The organism is Streptococcus mitis (assembly GCF_965111725.1).
In the GTDB taxonomy this organism is placed as follows: Bacteria; Bacillota; Bacilli; order Lactobacillales; family Streptococcaceae; genus Streptococcus; species Streptococcus mitis_DV.
On record NZ_OZ217341.1, the window covers coordinates 1,290,304 to 1,307,705 of the forward strand.

A 17,402-nucleotide genomic window follows, 5' to 3' on the forward strand; every position below is an offset into this window, starting at 1 on the left:
TATTGCTCTATTAGAATTCCTTTTTGATTAAAATAATATCTTTTTCCATCAATTTCGTTCCAACCGATAGAATAATTTCTTGTAGAATCTGGTGCTTGGTACCACCACTCGCCATTAGATTTCTGATGCCATCCCGAAACAAACGATGGTATTTTTTTATATTGTTTACTTATATCAACTATGCCATTTTGTCTAATATCAAAAACAGTTGCATCATATTCTGTACTAGCTGCATTTATTCGCTTTATCCCTAAACTATCTAACCATGCTATATATTCAGGGTTGTCTACAATAGGACTATCATAAAAACCTGGAACAGCATCACTTGTCTGCACTATGATTTCTGGAGATAGATTTAATATAAAGTTTTTTGTATTTGATTTTTCGGTATCCTTATGATGATTAAACTTCATCAAATCAACTTTTCCAATAAGAGGACCATACTTGTCTTCTGCTCCATGAACATTATCTAAGTCGCCCCCAAGGTAAATTTTCTTGCCATTGACTTTGACTACACTAATCAAGGAATTGGAATTATCGTCCCAAACAGGTTTAAGATTTCCATTCTCAGCATATTCATTTTCATAATTATAGAGCTGAATATCCATGTCTCCCATTGTAAAACGGGATTCTTCATTTGAAATATCTTGAATCAATTTCACCCCATTACGATTTGCAGCTTTAATCGCATTATCATATCCGTAGAGATTATCCCACAAACGATTTTTATCAGTTATACGACTATCATCATATCTTTTCATATAAATACGATCAACAGGGTATTTATCTAATATTTCATCCATATTTCCAATATGGTCACTGTGGGTATGGGTTACCAAAATAAAATCAAGTTTTCGGGCACCCAATTCCTTCAAATGACGGAATACTCTATCGGTCATTACATGCTTATAAGAAGTACCGATTCCTGGTCTCAAAGGATATTTAGGATTACTACCATCAGGAAAATCATAATCTTCTCCTACATCAATCATGGCAAAATGACCATTACTTTCCAAAATAATAGCATCACTTCCTGCAGTCAGTACATTAACAAAATGTATTTTATTACTGGAAAAGCCAAAATATTTTTCTAGCGTTAACCCATTATATATATATATATATTATGATTAAGATTGCAGTTACCATAATTATACTGGACTTCTTTTTACACTTCATTCTTACTTCCTCAATCTCTCTAAGGTTTCCTTAAAAATCTCTGGGATATCTGCTGTAAATTCCAAAATCTCACCTGTTCTCGGATGAGTAAAACCTAAAGTCTTGGCATGAAGAAATTGCCCATGTCCTTTCAGAGTCTTACGTGGACCATAGACTTCATCCCCAGCGACTGGATGTCCAATGTAAGCCATGTGAACACGGATTTGATGAGTGCGTCCTGTCTCTAGCTGCAACTCTACCAAGCTGTAATCACCAAAGCGTTCCAAGACGTGGAAACGAGTCACTGCAGGCTTACCTTTAGCAGTCACAGCCTGTTTCTTACGGTCTTTTTCACTACGGCCAATCGGCGCTTCAATCACACCGCGATCATTGGGTAGATTTCCATGAACAATCGCCCAATATTTGCGTAAAGACTTTTTATCCTTAAGTTCTTGAGCAAGTGCTAGATGCGCCTCATCGTTTTTAGCAATCATAAGAAGACCTGACGTATCCTTATCAATACGATGAACGATTCCTGGACGCAGAACCCCATTGATACCCGACAAGTCCTTAATATGATACATAAGGGCATTTACCAGAGTTCCACTAGTATGACCAGCACTCGGATGCACAACCATCCCCTGAGGTTTATTAACAACGGCCACATCCTCATCTTGGTAGATGATTTCTAGCGGAAGATTCTCAGCCACATACTCTAAGACCTCTGGTTCTGGCACATGATAGGTGACAACATCACCCTCTTGAACTGTGTATTTAGCTTTCTTGACTTGGCCATTGACCAAGACCTGGCCTGATTTGATTTGTTCATTCGCGAGACTGCGTGATAATTCTGTCAAATCCGACAAAGCCTTATCCAAACGCAGGCCACCAGTTTCAATTTTAATTTCCATTTATTTCCTCTTTTAGCATTGCAATCAATAAAATAATCACTCCAACAGTCAGATAGCTATCTGCCACATTGAAAATTGCAAAATTGATAAAGTCAAGGTGAAACATATCCACAACAAAGCCCTGACTCACCCTGTCAATAAAGTTTCCAAGACCACCTGCAATAATCAAGGTCAAACCCAAGACCATCCAGAGTGAGTCCTCCATGTGTTTATGTAGATACCAAATGGCACCTACCACGACGACCAGAGTAATGATAGCAAATAACAACTGCTGATCTTGTAAGATAGAAAAGGCTGCCCCTCGATTTTGCAGGTAGGTCAAACTAACGAAATTGGGAATCCAAGAGCGTACTTCACCCAGTGGAATCTGCTGGACGATATAGGATTTGACTAACTGATCCAGCGCAATCAAAAGCAGTACAATAACTGCCACTATTCCTCTTTTTTTCATGATTTCCTCTTCTGATCAAAATATTCTTGCATGACTTCTACAAAGAGAGTACCAGCTTGACTCAGCTCCACTTCTTCACGTTTAACATAGACCATGCGATTATCTAGGTTATCCTTGAGACGAATGACTGTAATCCCATTAACACTATCACTATCTAAAAATCCAGATCCAGTCGCATAGGCATTCGTCCGCTCCAAAATGCCATTCAAAGTAGCACGGTCAGTCACATTGAACATCTGTGAGCTCGCACTGGTATCAACAAAGTTCTCTGAATAATAAAGGTACTCGTCTTTTTCTTGAGTGAAACGAACTGTTGGTAGATCCGCTAAATCCTCCATGACCAATTCCTCTTTCTGAGCCAAAGGATGCCCCTCACGGAGATAAATGTGAGTATGGAAGGGAATCAATTCAATGACCTCAAGGCCCAGCTTTTCAACCCGTTGCATAATCCCCTTTTTATTTTGATTGTTGAGGTAGATAATCCCAATCTCACTGTGCCCTTGCGCTACTTCGTCTAAAATTTGAACAGTAGTTGATTCAAAAATACGAAAGTTCTTATAGTCAGGATAGCGCTCTGAAAAAGCCGTAATCGTCGGTGGCAAGAAGTCATAGTGCTGACTAGCAATGGAAAATTCATCTTTTTCTTCCTCAGGATGGGCATACTGATTTTGAAAAATATCAAATCCCTTAACCAATTCTTGCGCTTTTTCATAGAATTCCATACCTCGACGAGTCAAGAAAGTCCCTGAGCTGGTCCGACGGAAAATCTTAAAACCCAATTCTTTTTCCAAATCACGAACAGAAATAGACAGACTCGGCTGACTAACATACATCTTTTCAGCAGCTTCACGGAAAGTACCGCTATTTGCAATAGCCACAACATAGCGTAATTGTTGAATGTTCATCTTCTACCCCCAACTTCTTTATCTTTTCATTATACCATATTTTAGAAGTTTTCCAAAAAGGAAAAAAGAACATCCTATTCTTCTTAACCTTCTTAACTATCTTCACTATCTGCCTTTCTCAAGCCAATCTTATTTTCAAAATCAATTCAAAAAAATAAGTGGCTACACACCACTTCAGTATCGGAAAGAAAAACGATGACTATTTGTGAAAAAAAGAAAATGCCGGAAAGTTCCGACATTGTTTTAGTAAACTAACTTCCTGAAAATAGGAGTAACCACACATTCCAGAAGGCAGTGATATTGATGAGAATATGAACTAGTATTGGATAGTAGAGACTTTTTGTCATGCGATACAATAGAGCAAAAATAAGCCCTCCACTAGCATAAGTGAAAAAAGCAAGAGGAGTTAAAGCAAAATTGACATGAATATAACCGAAAATAATAGCAGAAAGCAAGACATCTCCATACCAAGGCGAGTTTTTGAAAAAGGTTGTCATAAGCACACTGCGATAAATCAATTCCTCAGCAATAGGGCCGATGAAGCAAGCCATGAGCAAGAAATAGGGTAATTCCTGTCTCCCCATCATTTCTATCGTTTCATTCAAAGAAATTTGATTTGAAGACGAGGGTATGAAATAAGACAAGAAGAAGTCCGACATATACGACATGATGTAGCCCAGTAAAAGGTAGATAAAGTACCTCAACTGCCACGTGAAATGAAAAGTCTTCTTTCCTGCAAAAACTAGTAGATAGATGACTGCTGACAAAAGAACACCACTTTCCAGCAAAAGTAGAATCTGAAAAAATTCACGACTTGCTGGTAGATAAGGCTTTGCGAGGTGATTGAAAATTCCCCAAAACCAAGTTGATTTGTAAAAAATTAAGGACAATGCTAGTAAAATTTGAATAGCTCGTTTTTTCATATTAAATTCTCTGTTTTCTCCCCTTGTTTCTTCATATTCCTACTAAATTTTACTTAAAATCTCGCAGCACTTCCTTTGCAAAGATGGTTACCTCCTCCAATATATCCTAAATCATAGGTGCCTCTGGGACAAAATCCATGAACCGGCAGAGTTAATACTGGTTCTATTTCCCAATCGTATCTACCATTAGGATTTTTACCATAGGGATCTGCTCCACCTTGGATCAGCTCTAATTCTTCATTTGTTAGATTTATATTTTTTGTCATTAAAATCATGATATATTTCCTCCGTTATTGTTTAGATTAGTTGAGTAATCTGATACTCATACCTACTTACAAAAAACTATTATATTAAGTTGGTTTTTTAATTTGTCTAGTTGCAACATTAACAAACATAGTATAGCATATCTTTTCGAAATATCCTCTTCAAATCATCAATTGTCATCAAAACATCCTAAACTGTAAAATAAATTAGTCTCGTCCCTTTTACCATTATCTTCTCCAAAATATGCTATAATAATACCAAAAGATAAAGAAGGAAGTCTTATGATTAAACTACTAGCCTTGGATATGGACGGAACCCTCCTCAATGAAGCCAAGGAAATCCCACAAGCTCATATTACTGCTATTCACCAAGCTATTGAAAAATGTGTCAAACTGGTTCTCTGTACAGGTCGCCCGCTTTTCGGTGTCCTCCCCTACTACAAAAAATTGGGACTTGACCTCCAGAATGAGTATGTGATTGTTAACAATGGTTGTTCAACTCACCAGACAAGTGACTGGGGACTAGTTGACTGGCAAGAACTCAGTCCAGCAGACATCGAATACCTCTATGACCTAGCTGAAAAAAGTGATGTTCAGTTGACTCTTTTTGATGAGGAGCATTATTTTGTCCTCGGTGGTAAGCCTAATGAAATCATTCAAAATGATGCCAAACTAGTCTTTTCAGACCTGACTGAAATTTCTCTTGAGGAAGCGACTAGTGGCAAGTTTCGTATGTTCCAAGGTATGTTTTTAGGAACAGAGAGCCAAACAGACGATTTTGAGCAACGTTTTGCTGGGGAACTCTGCCAACGATTTAGTGGAGTTCGTTCACAGCCCGTCATTTATGAAGCTATGCCACTTGGTACGACCAAGGCTACCGCTCTTTCTCGACTAGCTGAGATTTTGAAGATTGATTCCTCAGAAATCATGGCCATGGGCGATGCCAATAACGATATCGAAATGCTCCAGTTTGCAGGACTTGGTATTGCAATGGGAAATGCCAGCGATTATGTCAAATCTCTTGCGGATGCTGTTACAGCCAGCAACGAAGAAGACGGCGTTGCGCGTGCCATTGAGAAATATATTTTATAATCAAGAAGCCCAGTTCGTGTCAACTGGGTTTTGATATTTAAGAATTCCTAAAACTTTAGAAACTCTTTAGAAATGCTTGAGCTTTCTTTGATTTCTATGCTTTATACTAAAATTATCAAAATAAATCAAAAGGAGAGAATCATGAAAACAGTACTTGACATTCATGGATTGTCCAAAAACTTTGCCAAACAAGCTATTCTTCAGGATCTTCATCTAACCATAAGAGAGGGAGATATTTATGGACTTATAGGAAAGAATGGAGCTGGGAAGACCACCTTGATAAAAATTATTACGCAACTACTTTTTGCGGATAAAGGAACTGTTTCCCTCTTCTCCAGCAAAACGGAAAATGAGTGGAGCAAGTCTCTATCTCGAGTAGGTTCTGTTATCGAATCACCTGTAGCTCATAATCACTTAACAGCTTATCAAAATCTGAAATATTACTGTATGATTCGGCATATTCCAAATGCTGATCAAGTCATTCGTGAAACCCTGGACTATGTAGGTTTGGCAGATACAGGTAAAAAATTCTTTCGTGATTTCTCGCTAGGAATGAAACAAAGACTTGGGATCGCCATTGCCCTCCTATCCAAACCAGACTTCCTGATTTTAGATGAACCTATCAACGGTCTCGACCCAATCGGTATCAAAGAATTTCGACTCATGATTCAACGGCTCAATCAAGAGAAAGGGATCACCATTCTCATCTCTAGCCATATCTTGTCAGAACTCTATCTCCTAGCTAATCGCTTTGGTATTTTAGATCAAGGCAAGATTATTCGTGAAATCAGCAAAGCTGAATTTGAAACACTAAGTGAGGATTATATTGTTCTTAAGACAGCTGACCAAGAGAAAGCTTGTCAAGTATTGAAAGAACAAATCCAGCTCCAGTTCAAGGTTGTCAATCCTGAGAATGAAATCCATATCTTTGGTCAGGAACAAGATGTCAAACAGATTCTCAAGGAATTAACCTTGGCAGATGTTGCCATTGACGAGATTTACTATGCCCGTCAAAACCTAGAAGAATACTTCACTCAATTGGTCGAATAGGAGAAAAATCATGATACATACCATTCAAGCAGACTTTTACCGTCTTTTCCGTTCCAAAGGATTCTGGATTACAGAGTTCATTCTCTTTGTACTCATGTTAATGGGGGCTATTTTTGGGGCTACGGGTCAACTAATGGCAATCCAGACAGAAGAACCAGATATACCAATCCAAGGTTGGAATGGTATACAAGCCCTGATTAATGCATCTAGTCAAGGTTCAAACCTCGTTTTTCTCTGCATCGTCCTAGCCTGCCTCGTTCTTGGAGTTGATTTAATCGGCAAACTCTATAAAAATAATTTAACAGTGGGTGTTTCTCGTACCGAGTTTTTCCTTGCCAAAGCCTTTGTATTGGCTTGCATTGGACTTTCTCAACTCATCATCGGTCTTGTGATTGCCTTTATTCCAGCAACTATCTTAAATGGATTTGGAACTATGCCTGATGGCTTTATTGGAAATCTACTGGTAACCATTTCCCTTCAATTTCTTTGCCTCTTTGCTTGGCTTTCCATTGTTTCCTTCATCCTCTATGTTAGTCATTCTTATCTTGCGGTATTTATTGGTTATTTGGTCAGCTCTACCTTACTTTCTATGCCAATGATCATTTTTCCAAATATCAAATTTTTACCCTATTTATCCTTGCAATTTTCCTATACTATGACTGCTAATAGTGAGTCAATTCTCTACACACTTATAGTTAGCTTAGCTGTTATTGTAATCTTTAATCTAAGTGGACTGGCAGTTTTCAAAAAGAAAAGTCTATAAAAAATGACCTCCTCTAGCCTACAGAGGAGGTTTATTTCGTTAAAAGTAAATGAAAACCGACAACCACTGTCCATCTGTGCTTAGTTTCATCTCTGCACCGAGAAGATGACATAATTCCTCAGTGATATAAAGGCCTAAACCAGAGGATTCTTCGGTGTCTGATAGATTTTCAGAATAAAAACGGTTGCTGAGATTTTCTATTCTTTTGATGGGCTGTTTAACAAGGTTTGCAATCTCTAAGACAAGCTGTTCCTTTTCCTTTCGCAAAGATAGACGTGCTTCTTCCTTACCATGCTTGAGGATATTTCCAAGCAGATTTTGTAAAATTCGATCCAGTAAGTCTTCATCAGTCCTCATTTTCAGACCAGCTTCAACCTCAAAATCAAGCGTGATATTTGCCGCCTGAAAAACATCATAATAAGCCAGAGTCTTTTTGGTGATAAAAGCGGAAAAATCCACTTCTTCCAGTTTCGGTTTGACAGCTCCTTCCATCAAACGACGGTATTCTAGGAGAGCCTCCAAACGTTTGGAAACTAAATCAAGATGCTGGGCTATTTTTTGTAAGGTTTCTGCTTTGTCTTTAGGAGACTTTATCAATTGTTGGGTGTAGCCTGAAGCGATAGTCAAAGGCGTCCGAATATCATGGGCGATATTGCTGATGGCCATATCCAGAGTCTGTTTTTCCCTTTTCATAACCAATCGAGATTGCTCCACTTCCTGAAATAGATTCTCAATCTGCTGATAGAGATATAAAAAATGTTTGGAAAAAATGCTGACCCCTACTCTTTTCATACTACCTGTGAGAATCTTGTCTTCAATCTGTTGACTCAGACTTTCAAGTGCTAGATGGTAGCGAATCAATGCAATCGATAAAATAATTAGGAGTACCAGTAGGATAAAGATTATCATGTAGATCATTGCTTGTCTCCTTTTAATCTTACCCCAACGCCCCAAATGGTTTCAATATATTCTTGATTTGGGTCAAGCTGGTTTAATTTTTTACGAAGATTACTCAAATGCGTATTGAGAGTATTATCTCCAGGTAGGTAGCTATCCTCCCAGACCAATTCATAAAGTTCTTCTTTTGTAAAAATTTTCTTAGGGTGTTTAAGGAGAGTTTGGAGAATCAAGCATTCTTTCTTGGCAAGGCGAATCGTTTCCTGACCATTTTTGATTTCAAAACTTTCTGCATCAAACTGGATATTTTTCAAGTTTTGTGGCAGATTTACAGTTTTTCCTATTTCCATAGGCTGTTTTTCTACACTTTGGCGTAGTTGAACAGTAACTCTAGCAAAGACTTCGTCTAAATCAAAAGGTTTGACTATGTAATCATTGGCACCGTCTAAAAGGTATTGACTGATTAACTTCTTATCGCTCAAAGCCGTTAGCATAATGACTGGAGTTTGACTTTGTTCCCTGATAGCTTTTAAAACCTGATCCCCATTTTTCCCAGGAAGCATGATATCTAGCAAAACGAGGTCAATCCCACCTTGGTCAAAACGCATGATGCCTTCTGTACCAGAAAAGGCTTGAATCACTTCATGCTCCTCAGTAAGAAGTGTTCGCAAAATTTCTTGAATGTCACTATTGTCTTCAATAACCAATATCCTAGCCATAAATACCAACCTTTCTGCAACTATTATAGCATGTTTTATTGATAAAGCTTAAACAGAAAAGCTCCTCGCATCAAAGCGCGAGAAAGCCTTAGAGGGTTAAAATATAAAATCCACTTGCTAGATGACCTAGCATCCCTATAATTGCTAGTGAAAACGAGTCTAGCAGAATGAATCTCTCATTTCTCTCCTACTAGTCCGTAATCCGTTGATACATTTCGGGTCTTCTATCTCGAAACAAGCCCCAGTTTAGGCGTTCACTTGCTCCCTTGTCTAGGTCATAAGTAGCTAACAGAACAGCTTCACCTTGTCTTTCAGCTCGCTCTAGAATAGCTCCTGTTTCATCCGTTATAAAGGATGAACCGTAGAAGTCAAGACTGGAACTCTGTCCACCATTTTCCTCACTTGGAGTGACTTCCTCTAATCCATAACGATTGGCTGAGATGACTGGAACAATATTTGCTGCTGCGTGTCCTTGCATGGTACGTTGCCAATGACCACAACTATCTGTATCCAAAATCGGCTCTGAACCGATGGCTGTTGGATAAAAGAGCAATTCAGCACCATTTAACGCGAGACAACGGGCTGTTTCAGGGAACCATTGATCCCAACAGATACCGATCCCAATCTTGGCATAGCGAGTATCCCAGACCTTGAAACCAGTGTTACCAGGCGTGAAATAAAACTTTTCTTGATAATAATGATCATCTGGTATGTGGGTTTTCCGATAAACGCCCAGCACTTCCCCATCTGCATCAATAACTGCAATAGAGTTATACAAGACATTGGCATCTTTTTCATAGAAACTGATCGGTAAAACAACTTGTAGTTCCTTAGCAATCACCTTAAAATGCTGAATGGCAGTATTTTCTGTCACCGACTGGGCATGCTGGTAGTAGTCATACTGACGTTCCTGACAGAAATAGGGACGTTCAAACAACTCGGGCAAGAGAATAATTTGTGCGCCTTGTTCTGCAGCCTGACGTACTAAACGCTCCGCTGTTTGAATATTCGTTGCCACATCCTTAGCGCATTGCATTTGAATCGCTGCAACTCTTACATTTCTCATCTTTTTCTCCTATTCTGGGATTTGTTGGGTGATACAGTGAATATTGCCACCACCTAAAAGAATATCTCTGGCTGGTATTCCGACAACTTTACGGTCTGGGAAACACTTACTGAGGATATCTAAGGCCACTTGGTCGTTTTTATCCTGAAACTGGGGAACAAGGACAGCCTTGTTGGCAATATAGAAATTGACATAGGAAGCAGCAAGCCTTTCACCTGCGTATCGCTCTTCTTCTCCTTCTTCATAGATGTAGCCTGGCAAATCCTCTTCGGTTACAACTTGATGAAGAGCTGGGATAGGAAGCTTATGAATAGTGAAAGGGCGACCTTTTGCATCTGTTTCTTGCTCTAAAAGTTCGAGATCAGCTTCTGACATGGCATATTGAGGATCGCTTTTGTCGTCTGTCCAAGCCAAAACAAGCTCTGCAGGACCAACGAAGGCTGCAACATTATCAACGTGTTCATTGGTTTCATCCTGATAAATACCATAAGGCAGCCAGATAACTTTTTCAGCGCCAAGGCTTTCTAATAATGTGTTTTCAATCTCTTCTTTAGTCAGGTGAGGATTGCGACCAGAACTAAGCAAGCAACTTTCAGTCACGAGAATGGTTCCTTGACCATCGCTATGGATTGCGCCTCCTTCCAGTACAAAAGGCTTGGCATCGTAAACAGGTATTTCCAAGGCCTCAGCAAAACGACTAGCTACTTGGTCATCATCTTCATAATCTTGATAAAGACCATCAACAGCACCACCCCAAGCATTGAAAGCCCAATCGACTGCCAACTTTTCCCTTTTATCATTAAGAAGAATGGTTGGGCCAGTATCACGCGCCCAGGCATCATTGGTGGGAATGTCTAAATAAACAACGCTATCTCCAAGGTAGTCTTGAGCTTCAGCTAAGTAGTCTTGGCCCACCAAAAGATAGACTCTTTCCCCTTCTGCAATGGTTTTTATAATCTGGCTAAATGCTGCTTTAGCAGCTTTACCTTGAAAAGGCCATGATCCTGGTCGAGTCGGCCATATCATGAGGGTACCATGATGGGGTTCGTACTCTGCTGGCATGCGATAGCCTAATTTTTTGGGACTGTCCATCATGATAATCTCCCTTTAAAATCTTGATAGCCAAAGGCTTTGACTAAGCTGCAGTCTCCCTGTTCATCCATGAGATAGAGACTTGGCAATCCAATACCATTAAAGGTATTATTTTTAACAAATGAGTAAATAGCCATGTCCTCAAAGTAAAGTCTATCTCCAATCTCAACAGGATTTTCAAAACTATAATCACCAATCACATCGCCTGTCAGACAGGTATTTGAAGAAAGTCTATAGGTATGGGCTTTTTCCTGTGCCTCAAAGCCATTTCTCAAAGGTGGACGATAAGGCATCTCAAGTACATCAGGCATATGGCAGGTCGCAGAGGCATCTAAAACCAAGATTTCCATACCGTTTTCGACAATATCCAATACCTCAGTTGCTAAATAACCAGCATTGAGCGCAATAGCTTCACCCGGCTCGATATAGACTTCAAGATTGTAAGCTTCTTGGATACTCTTAATCTCAGAAATCAGCAAATCCACATCATAATCTTCTCTTGTGATGTGATGACCACCACCCATGTTGAGCCATTTTACTTCATGCAAGTACGAACCAAACTGCGCTTCTACTGCTTTCAAAGTTGTCTCTAAATCATCTGCTCCCTGCTCGCAAAGGGTATGAAAATGAAGACCATCCACCAAATCTAGTAAATCACTCGGAATCTTGTCTAGAGTGACTCCAAAACGAGAGCCTGGAGCACAAGGATCATAGAGCGCGTGATCTCCTTGAGTTGAACACTGAGGGTTAAGTCGCAAACCCACGCTTACACCAGCATCCCGACAACGGGCCCCATGTTTACGCAACTGTCTCTCTGAGTTAAAGACGATATGGTCAGTTATCTCCAGCAATTCCTCCAAGTCTGCATCCTTGAAAGCAGGTGCAAAGACATGGACTTCACCAGGAAATTCTTCCCTTGCCAATTTGGCCTCATAGAGTCCACTAGCTGTCGTACCAGATAGATACTGGCTAATCAAGGGATAGGTTTTGTAGAGGGAATATGCCTTCTGGGCAAGCAAAACCTTGCAACCAGCTTCTTCTTGAACATATTGTAGGATACGGCAGTTTGCTTCTAACTTGGCTAAGTCAATGACATAGGCTGGTGTTGGTACTTGTTCTAGCTTCATTAGTCCACCATTTGTGGATTTTCAACCACAACCCATGGCAAACCATACTCATTCAAAGCTTCCATGAATGGATCTGGATCTAACTCCTCAAGGTTATACACTCCAGCTTGTTTCCAAGTACCGTTCATAACCAATTTTGTCCCAATCATAGCCGGAACTCCTGTTGTGTAAGAAATAGCTTGTGAACCAACTTCTGCGTAGCATTCCTGATGGTCGCAGACATTGTAGATGTAGATGGTCTTTTCAACGCCATCTTTTACACCTGTAAAGATACAACCGATATTGGTTTTGCCAACTGTACGTGGACCAAGGCTGGCTGGATCTGGAAGCAGCGCTTTTAAAAATTGAATCGGCACGATTTCTTGGCCGTTAAAGTTAATGGCATCCGTACGAAGGAGACCTACATTTTCCAAGCATTTCATGTGGGTTAGATAAGATTGACCAAAGGTCATAAAGAAACGAATCCGTTTAACGCCTGGAATATTCTTAGCCAGTGATTCAATTTCTTCATGGTGAAGGAGATACATGTCTTTTTGTCCGACCTGAGGGAAATCGTACTCACGCTTGATAGACATGGCTTTAACTTCGACCCATTTTCCATCTTCCCAGTAAGAACCTGGCGCAGAAACCTCGCGTAGATTGATTTCTGGGTTGAAGTTGGTCGCAAACGGATAACCGTGGTCACCACCATTACAGTCTAAAATGTCGATATAGTGGATTTCATCAAAATAGTGCTTGAGAGCATAGGCTGAAAAGACACTAGTCACACCTGGGTCAAAGCCAGAACCAAGTAGAGCGGTCAAGCCTGCTTCTTTGAATTTCTCTTGATAAGCCCATTGCCATGAGTAGTCAAAGTAGGCTGTAAATCCAAGTTCTTTGCAACGTTTCTCATAGATGGCACGCCATTCAGGATCTTCTGTGTCTTCTGCTTCGTAGTTGGCCGTGTCGATATAGTGAACTCCAGTCGCCAAACATGCGTCCATAATGGTTAAATCTTGATATGGTAAAGCTACGTTCAAAACAGCTTCTGGTTTGTAGCTTTCAATCAGGGCAATCACTTCTTCAACCTTGTCAGCATCAAGAGCAGCTGTCTCAATCTTTGTACTTGTTTTACCTTCTAATTTAGCCTTCAAGTCATCGCATTTTGACTTAGTACGACTGGCAATCATAATCTCTGTAAAGGTTTCGCTATCTTGGCAAATCTTTGAAATAGCAACTTGGGCAACGCCCCCACATCCAATAACTAGTAAACGACTCATTTTTTTCCTTCCTCTTCTTCTAAAATTTCCTCAACATACTTGGGCAACATAAAGGCTCCCACATGTAAGTTTGCAGTGTAGTATTCAGTGAAAAGCTGGCGTTTTTTCCAGCCTTCCTTGTCAAAATCTTTGACAGGGTGGTATTTTTTCGATGCAAATCCAAACAACCAATAGCCAGCTGGGCTAGTTGGGATATGGGCCTGATAGACCCGGCTGATAGGAAAGGCTTGATTAACCTTACGGTGCATGCTTCGACAAGCTGACTCATCTTCGTCAAAGAAAGGACTCCCATGCTGGTAAATCATGATACCGTCTTCTTTCAAGGCTCTGTAACTGTTACCGTAAAATTCCTTGGTAAAGAGACCTTCCGTATGTCCAAATGGATCTGTCGCATCGTTGATAATGATATCGTAATCATCTTCGCAGTTTCGCAAAAAGCGTAGCCCATTTTGGTAGTAAATGGTAACACGAGGGTCATCTAGCCCTGCGGCAAAGTCTGGGAAATACTCACGACAGGCCTCAACCAACATCTCATCTGGTTCCACGATATCGATTTGTTCCAATTCAGGATAGAGGGTTAATACTTGGGCAACACCACCGTCACCACCCCCAATAACCAAAACTTTCTTGGGATTGGGATGCACAGCCATGGGAACGTGGACAGTCATTTCATTATAGACAAAATCATCAGCATCTGAAAACAAGACATGCCCATTTAAAATCAGTATTTTACCAAAAGCTGGCGTATCCAAGACTTCGATATCCTGCCATTCACTTTTACCAGCGTAGAGTTGCTTGGCTGTTCGCAGGGACAATTTGACATCTGGAGTATGAACTTCAGAAAACCATAAATCCATCTAGTTCTCCTTTCTCTTAATGACGTTGATGTGATTGACCTCGGGATCTTCCGTCCCTTGGAGGGAGCAACCACGTTCCTTGGCAAATTGGATATAGTTTACAATTTCACGTGTAATGCGTTCTCCAGGAGCCAAGATAGGAATACCTGGAGGATAGCACATGACAAATTCCCCACAGACTTGTCCAACAGATTCGTCTAAAGACAAACTTTTTCTCTCTGAATAGAAGGCTTCTTGTGGAGACAGGACTAACTCGGGCTGAATATATTCTCCAGCTATCAAGTCCTTCCCATCTCGTGAATAGAGTCTCTTGATGTCAGCCAAAGCACCGACCAAGCGCTCGATGTCTTGGATACGGTCACCAATCGAAATATAGGCCAAGATATTGCCAATATCACCAAACTCGATCTGAATATCGTATTCGTCTCGTAGGAGGTCATAAACCTCGATACCTGTTAAGCCAATACCCTGAGTGTAAACTGACAGCTTGGTTACATCAAAATCACATACCGACACACCATCTATTAACTCTTTTGAGTAGGCATAGTAACCACCTATGGCATTGATTTCACGACGAGCATACTCTGATAACTCAATGACCTTCTCAAAAGACTCTTTACCACGAAGAGCCAAGTTGCGACGCGAAATATCCAGACTAGCCATCAACAAGTAAGAGGCGGATGTTGACTGGGTCAGGTTGATAATCTGACGAACGTACTCAGGGTTCATCTGATTCCCGATTAAAAGAAGCGAACTTTGTGTCAAACTTCCACCAGACTTATGCATGGAGACTGCTGCCATATCAGCACCTGCATCCATAGCAGAAATTGGAAGTTTATCAGTGAAATGCAAATGCGCTCCGTGGGCCTCATCTACCAAAACCATCATACCAGCTTCATGAGCCATTTCTGTCAATCCCCTTAGGTCTGAACAGATGCCGTAGTAAGTAGGATTGTTAATCAAAATGGCCTTGGCATCTGGATGATCCTTGATAGCCTGTGCTACTCGGTCATTTTCAAGACCTAAAGCGATACCAATCTTAGGATCCACACTCATCTCGATATAGATGGGGATGGCACCACATAGAACCAGCGCATTGATAGCAGATTTGTGGACATTTCGTGGCAGAATAATCTTATCTCCTGCCTTGCAGGTTGACAGAATCATAGTCTGCACCGATGAGGTTGTTCCCCCTATCATTAGAAAAGCATGGCTAGCTCCAAAAGCATCCGCCGCCAGCTCCTCCGCATCTCGAATAATCGAAATAGGATGCCCTAAATTATCCAAGGGTTTCATCGAATTGACATCAATTCCAACACATTTTTCTCCTAGTAGTTCGACAAGTTCTGGATTTCCCCGTCCACGCTTGTGACCTGGAACATCAAAGGGAACAATCCTTTTCTTGCGTAACTTCACCAAGGCCTCATAAATAGGGGCTTGGTTCTGATCTAACTCTTTCAAGACATACTCCTTTACCGTATTTTTAGCGCTTCAAGAAGACGAAGGCGACCAAAGGTTGACTCATGAAAAAAAGAGCAGGATTTCACCTGCTCTGCAATCTTCTGACGTTTTTATGTTTGTTTCTGTTGAGTATGTCTGTTCCCGATGTTTCCTAACTCTCTAGTAGCAAATATTACGTACTTTATTGATCGTTTCACAAGATGACGTGTGCTTTCACCACACTAAAAATTTATGAATTAGGACAAGTGTCCTAACATCAACTTATAAAAGTAGGCTTTTAACCCTATCAATAATGTGGTTTTTCAACCACGCTTCGGCATTCAACCCTGCCTGTCCGTAGGCATTTTTTACTCGGGTTTATATTTGCTAGAAAACATCATCTCATTTTCTAAGCTTTATTACTATATCATGTTTTTAAGAACTTGTAAAGCGTTTTACGAAAAAAATATAAAAAAGTTCGCAAAATAGTTGGATTTTATTTGATTTAATACTCATTATTCTCTTGTAAACGATTATAAAGTGAACAAAATGTTTATCGTATTTAATTTAAAATTTTTTATGCTATTCTATGCTCTTTACCTTTGGTGTTTGATCTATCAGAGAAGATGTCGACATTTTTATATCATTAAAATCGTGCAACTTTTTTCATATACTTTTAAAAGATTGATTTCATTACCTGTTTCCTTTATACTGGATAAAAAGGAGAATAGTATGTCAGAAACAAATCACGAAATTGATTCAAATTTTGCAGGTCGTTTAAATATCCTACGTGCGGGTGTTCTTGGTGCCAATGATGGAATTATTTCCATTGCTGGTGTGGTTATTGGGGTTGCTAGTGCTACGAGCAATATCTGGATTATCTTTTTATCAGGATTTGCAGCTATTTTGGCAGGTGCCTTTTCAATGGCAGGTGGAGAATATGTGTCCGTTTCAACTCAAAAAGATACCGAGGAAGCGGCCGTTGCGCGTGAGCAAGTCTTGCTAGACCAAGATATGGAACTAGCCAAAAAATCCCTCTATGCTGCCTATATTCAAAATGGCGAGTGTGAAACATCAGCCCAACTTCTCACCAACAAAGCCTTTTTAAATAATCCACTCAAGGCTTTAGTAGAGGAAAAATATGGGATTGAGTATGAAGAATTTACCAATCCTTGGCACGCTGCCATTTCCAGCTTTGTTGCCTTTTTCCTTGGTAGCTTACCACCTATGCTTTCAATTACCATTTTCCCAAGTGATTACCGCATCCCTGCTACTGTCCTAATTGTAGGATTTTCTCTCTTGATGACTGGATATACAAGTGCCAAACTTGGAAAGGCTCCAACCAAAACAGCTATGATTCGGAACCTTGCTATTGGTCTCTTGACTATGGGAGTTACCTTTCTGCTAGGACAACTTTTCAGCATTTAATACT

At 40.1% G+C, this 17,402-nt stretch carries 18 protein-coding genes and 1 pseudogene; 5 read left to right on the forward strand and 14 right to left on the reverse strand.

Annotated elements, in window-relative coordinates; translation table 11 throughout:
- Positions 1-5 precede the first annotated feature (5 nt).
- From ACLV7Q_RS06380 to ACLV7Q_RS06395, 4 genes and pseudogenes are all read right to left on the reverse strand, one after another.
- Positions 6-1,073: pseudogene (locus ACLV7Q_RS06380) on the reverse strand (MBL fold metallo-hydrolase); the annotation flags it as partial.
- A 105-nt stretch (positions 1,074-1,178) separates the two neighbouring features.
- Positions 1,179-2,066, reverse strand: a complete 888-nt coding sequence (locus tag ACLV7Q_RS06385) for an RluA family pseudouridine synthase (protein WP_033680072.1) — start codon at positions 2,064-2,066, stop codon at positions 1,179-1,181.
- The gene (gene lspA, locus ACLV7Q_RS06390) at positions 2,056-2,517 is read right to left on the reverse strand and encodes a signal peptidase II (RefSeq protein ID WP_100104412.1); all 462 of its coding nucleotides are present in this window, start codon (positions 2,515-2,517) and stop codon (positions 2,056-2,058) included. The genes ACLV7Q_RS06385 and lspA overlap by 11 nt, the downstream gene beginning before the upstream one ends.
- Positions 2,514-3,422 carry a LysR family transcriptional regulator gene (locus ACLV7Q_RS06395; protein ID WP_218757790.1) on the reverse strand — a complete coding sequence of 303 codons (909 nt, stop codon included), beginning with the start codon at positions 3,420-3,422 and terminating at the stop codon, positions 2,514-2,516. Before ACLV7Q_RS06395 ends, lspA begins: the two co-directional genes overlap by 4 nt.
- Between ACLV7Q_RS06395 and ACLV7Q_RS06400 the strand changes: the two genes are divergently transcribed.
- Complete coding sequence (locus tag ACLV7Q_RS06400; protein ID WP_218757789.1) at positions 3,415-3,621, forward strand: AraC family transcriptional regulator; 207 nt, start codon at positions 3,415-3,417, stop codon at positions 3,619-3,621. The genes ACLV7Q_RS06395 and ACLV7Q_RS06400 overlap by 8 nt on opposite strands.
- A gap of 52 nt (positions 3,622-3,673) precedes the next feature.
- Here ACLV7Q_RS06400 and ACLV7Q_RS06405 read toward each other — a convergent pair whose 3' ends face one another.
- Positions 3,674-4,345 carry a CPBP family intramembrane glutamic endopeptidase gene (locus tag ACLV7Q_RS06405; RefSeq protein WP_218757788.1) on the reverse strand — a complete coding sequence of 224 codons (672 nt, stop codon included), beginning with the start codon at positions 4,343-4,345 and terminating at the stop codon, positions 3,674-3,676.
- 53 nt (positions 4,346-4,398) lie between these two features.
- Positions 4,399-4,620: an SP_0924 family bacteriocin-like peptide gene (locus ACLV7Q_RS06410; protein ID WP_000602451.1), complete on the reverse strand. Its 222-nt coding sequence runs from the start codon at positions 4,618-4,620 to the stop codon at positions 4,399-4,401.
- Between the two features lie 270 nt (positions 4,621-4,890).
- Here ACLV7Q_RS06410 and ACLV7Q_RS06415 point away from each other — a divergent pair, with 270 nt between their 5' ends.
- The 3 genes from ACLV7Q_RS06415 to ACLV7Q_RS06425 all read left to right on the forward strand — a co-directional run bounded on the left by ACLV7Q_RS06415 (position 4,891) and on the right by ACLV7Q_RS06425 (position 7,513).
- Entirely contained in the window at positions 4,891-5,700 is an 810-nt protein-coding gene (locus tag ACLV7Q_RS06415; protein ID WP_218757787.1) for an HAD family hydrolase, read from the forward strand.
- Between the two features lie 141 nt (positions 5,701-5,841).
- Complete coding sequence (locus tag ACLV7Q_RS06420) at positions 5,842-6,750, forward strand: ATP-binding cassette domain-containing protein (protein WP_218757786.1); 909 nt, start codon at positions 5,842-5,844, stop codon at positions 6,748-6,750.
- Between the two features lie 10 nt (positions 6,751-6,760).
- Positions 6,761-7,513, forward strand: a complete 753-nt coding sequence (locus ACLV7Q_RS06425; RefSeq protein WP_218757785.1) for an ABC transporter permease — start codon at positions 6,761-6,763, stop codon at positions 7,511-7,513.
- Between the two features lie 39 nt (positions 7,514-7,552).
- Here the strand turns inward: ACLV7Q_RS06425 and ACLV7Q_RS06430 are convergent, their stop codons facing one another.
- The 8 genes from ACLV7Q_RS06430 to ACLV7Q_RS06465 all read right to left on the reverse strand — a co-directional run bounded on the left by ACLV7Q_RS06430 (position 7,553) and on the right by ACLV7Q_RS06465 (position 15,991).
- Positions 7,553-8,431, reverse strand: coding sequence for a sensor histidine kinase (locus ACLV7Q_RS06430; protein WP_218757784.1), 879 nt, complete (start codon positions 8,429-8,431; stop codon positions 7,553-7,555).
- Positions 8,428-9,129 (reverse strand): response regulator transcription factor, encoded by a 702-nt coding sequence (locus tag ACLV7Q_RS06435; protein WP_218757783.1) that lies wholly within the window; start codon positions 9,127-9,129, stop codon positions 8,428-8,430. The genes ACLV7Q_RS06430 and ACLV7Q_RS06435 overlap by 4 nt, the downstream gene beginning before the upstream one ends.
- A 190-nt stretch (positions 9,130-9,319) precedes the next feature.
- Entirely contained in the window at positions 9,320-10,195 is an 876-nt protein-coding gene (gene aguB / locus ACLV7Q_RS06440; RefSeq protein ID WP_218757782.1) for an N-carbamoylputrescine amidase, read from the reverse strand.
- A gap of 9 nt (positions 10,196-10,204) precedes the next feature.
- Positions 10,205-11,290 carry an agmatine deiminase gene (aguA, locus tag ACLV7Q_RS06445; protein ID WP_218757781.1) on the reverse strand — a complete coding sequence of 362 codons (1,086 nt, stop codon included), beginning with the start codon at positions 11,288-11,290 and terminating at the stop codon, positions 10,205-10,207.
- On the reverse strand, positions 11,287-12,414 hold the full coding sequence (gene nspC, locus ACLV7Q_RS06450; protein WP_218757780.1) for a carboxynorspermidine decarboxylase: 1,128 nt from the start codon (positions 12,412-12,414) through the stop codon (positions 11,287-11,289). The genes aguA and nspC overlap by 4 nt, the downstream gene beginning before the upstream one ends.
- On the reverse strand, positions 12,414-13,673 hold the full coding sequence (locus tag ACLV7Q_RS06455) for a saccharopine dehydrogenase family protein (RefSeq protein ID WP_218757779.1): 1,260 nt from the start codon (positions 13,671-13,673) through the stop codon (positions 12,414-12,416). The genes nspC and ACLV7Q_RS06455 overlap by 1 nt, the downstream gene beginning before the upstream one ends.
- Complete coding sequence (gene speE / locus ACLV7Q_RS06460; RefSeq protein WP_218757778.1) at positions 13,670-14,530, reverse strand: polyamine aminopropyltransferase; 861 nt, start codon at positions 14,528-14,530, stop codon at positions 13,670-13,672. The genes ACLV7Q_RS06455 and speE overlap by 4 nt, the downstream gene beginning before the upstream one ends.
- Complete coding sequence (locus tag ACLV7Q_RS06465; RefSeq protein ID WP_218757777.1) at positions 14,531-15,991, reverse strand: aminotransferase class I/II-fold pyridoxal phosphate-dependent enzyme; 1,461 nt, start codon at positions 15,989-15,991, stop codon at positions 14,531-14,533.
- A 711-nt stretch (positions 15,992-16,702) separates the two neighbouring features.
- Here ACLV7Q_RS06465 and ACLV7Q_RS06470 point away from each other — a divergent pair.
- On the forward strand, positions 16,703-17,398 hold the full coding sequence (locus ACLV7Q_RS06470; RefSeq protein WP_218757776.1) for a VIT1/CCC1 transporter family protein: 696 nt from the start codon (positions 16,703-16,705) through the stop codon (positions 17,396-17,398).
- The last annotated feature ends 4 nt before the right edge of the window (positions 17,399-17,402 follow it).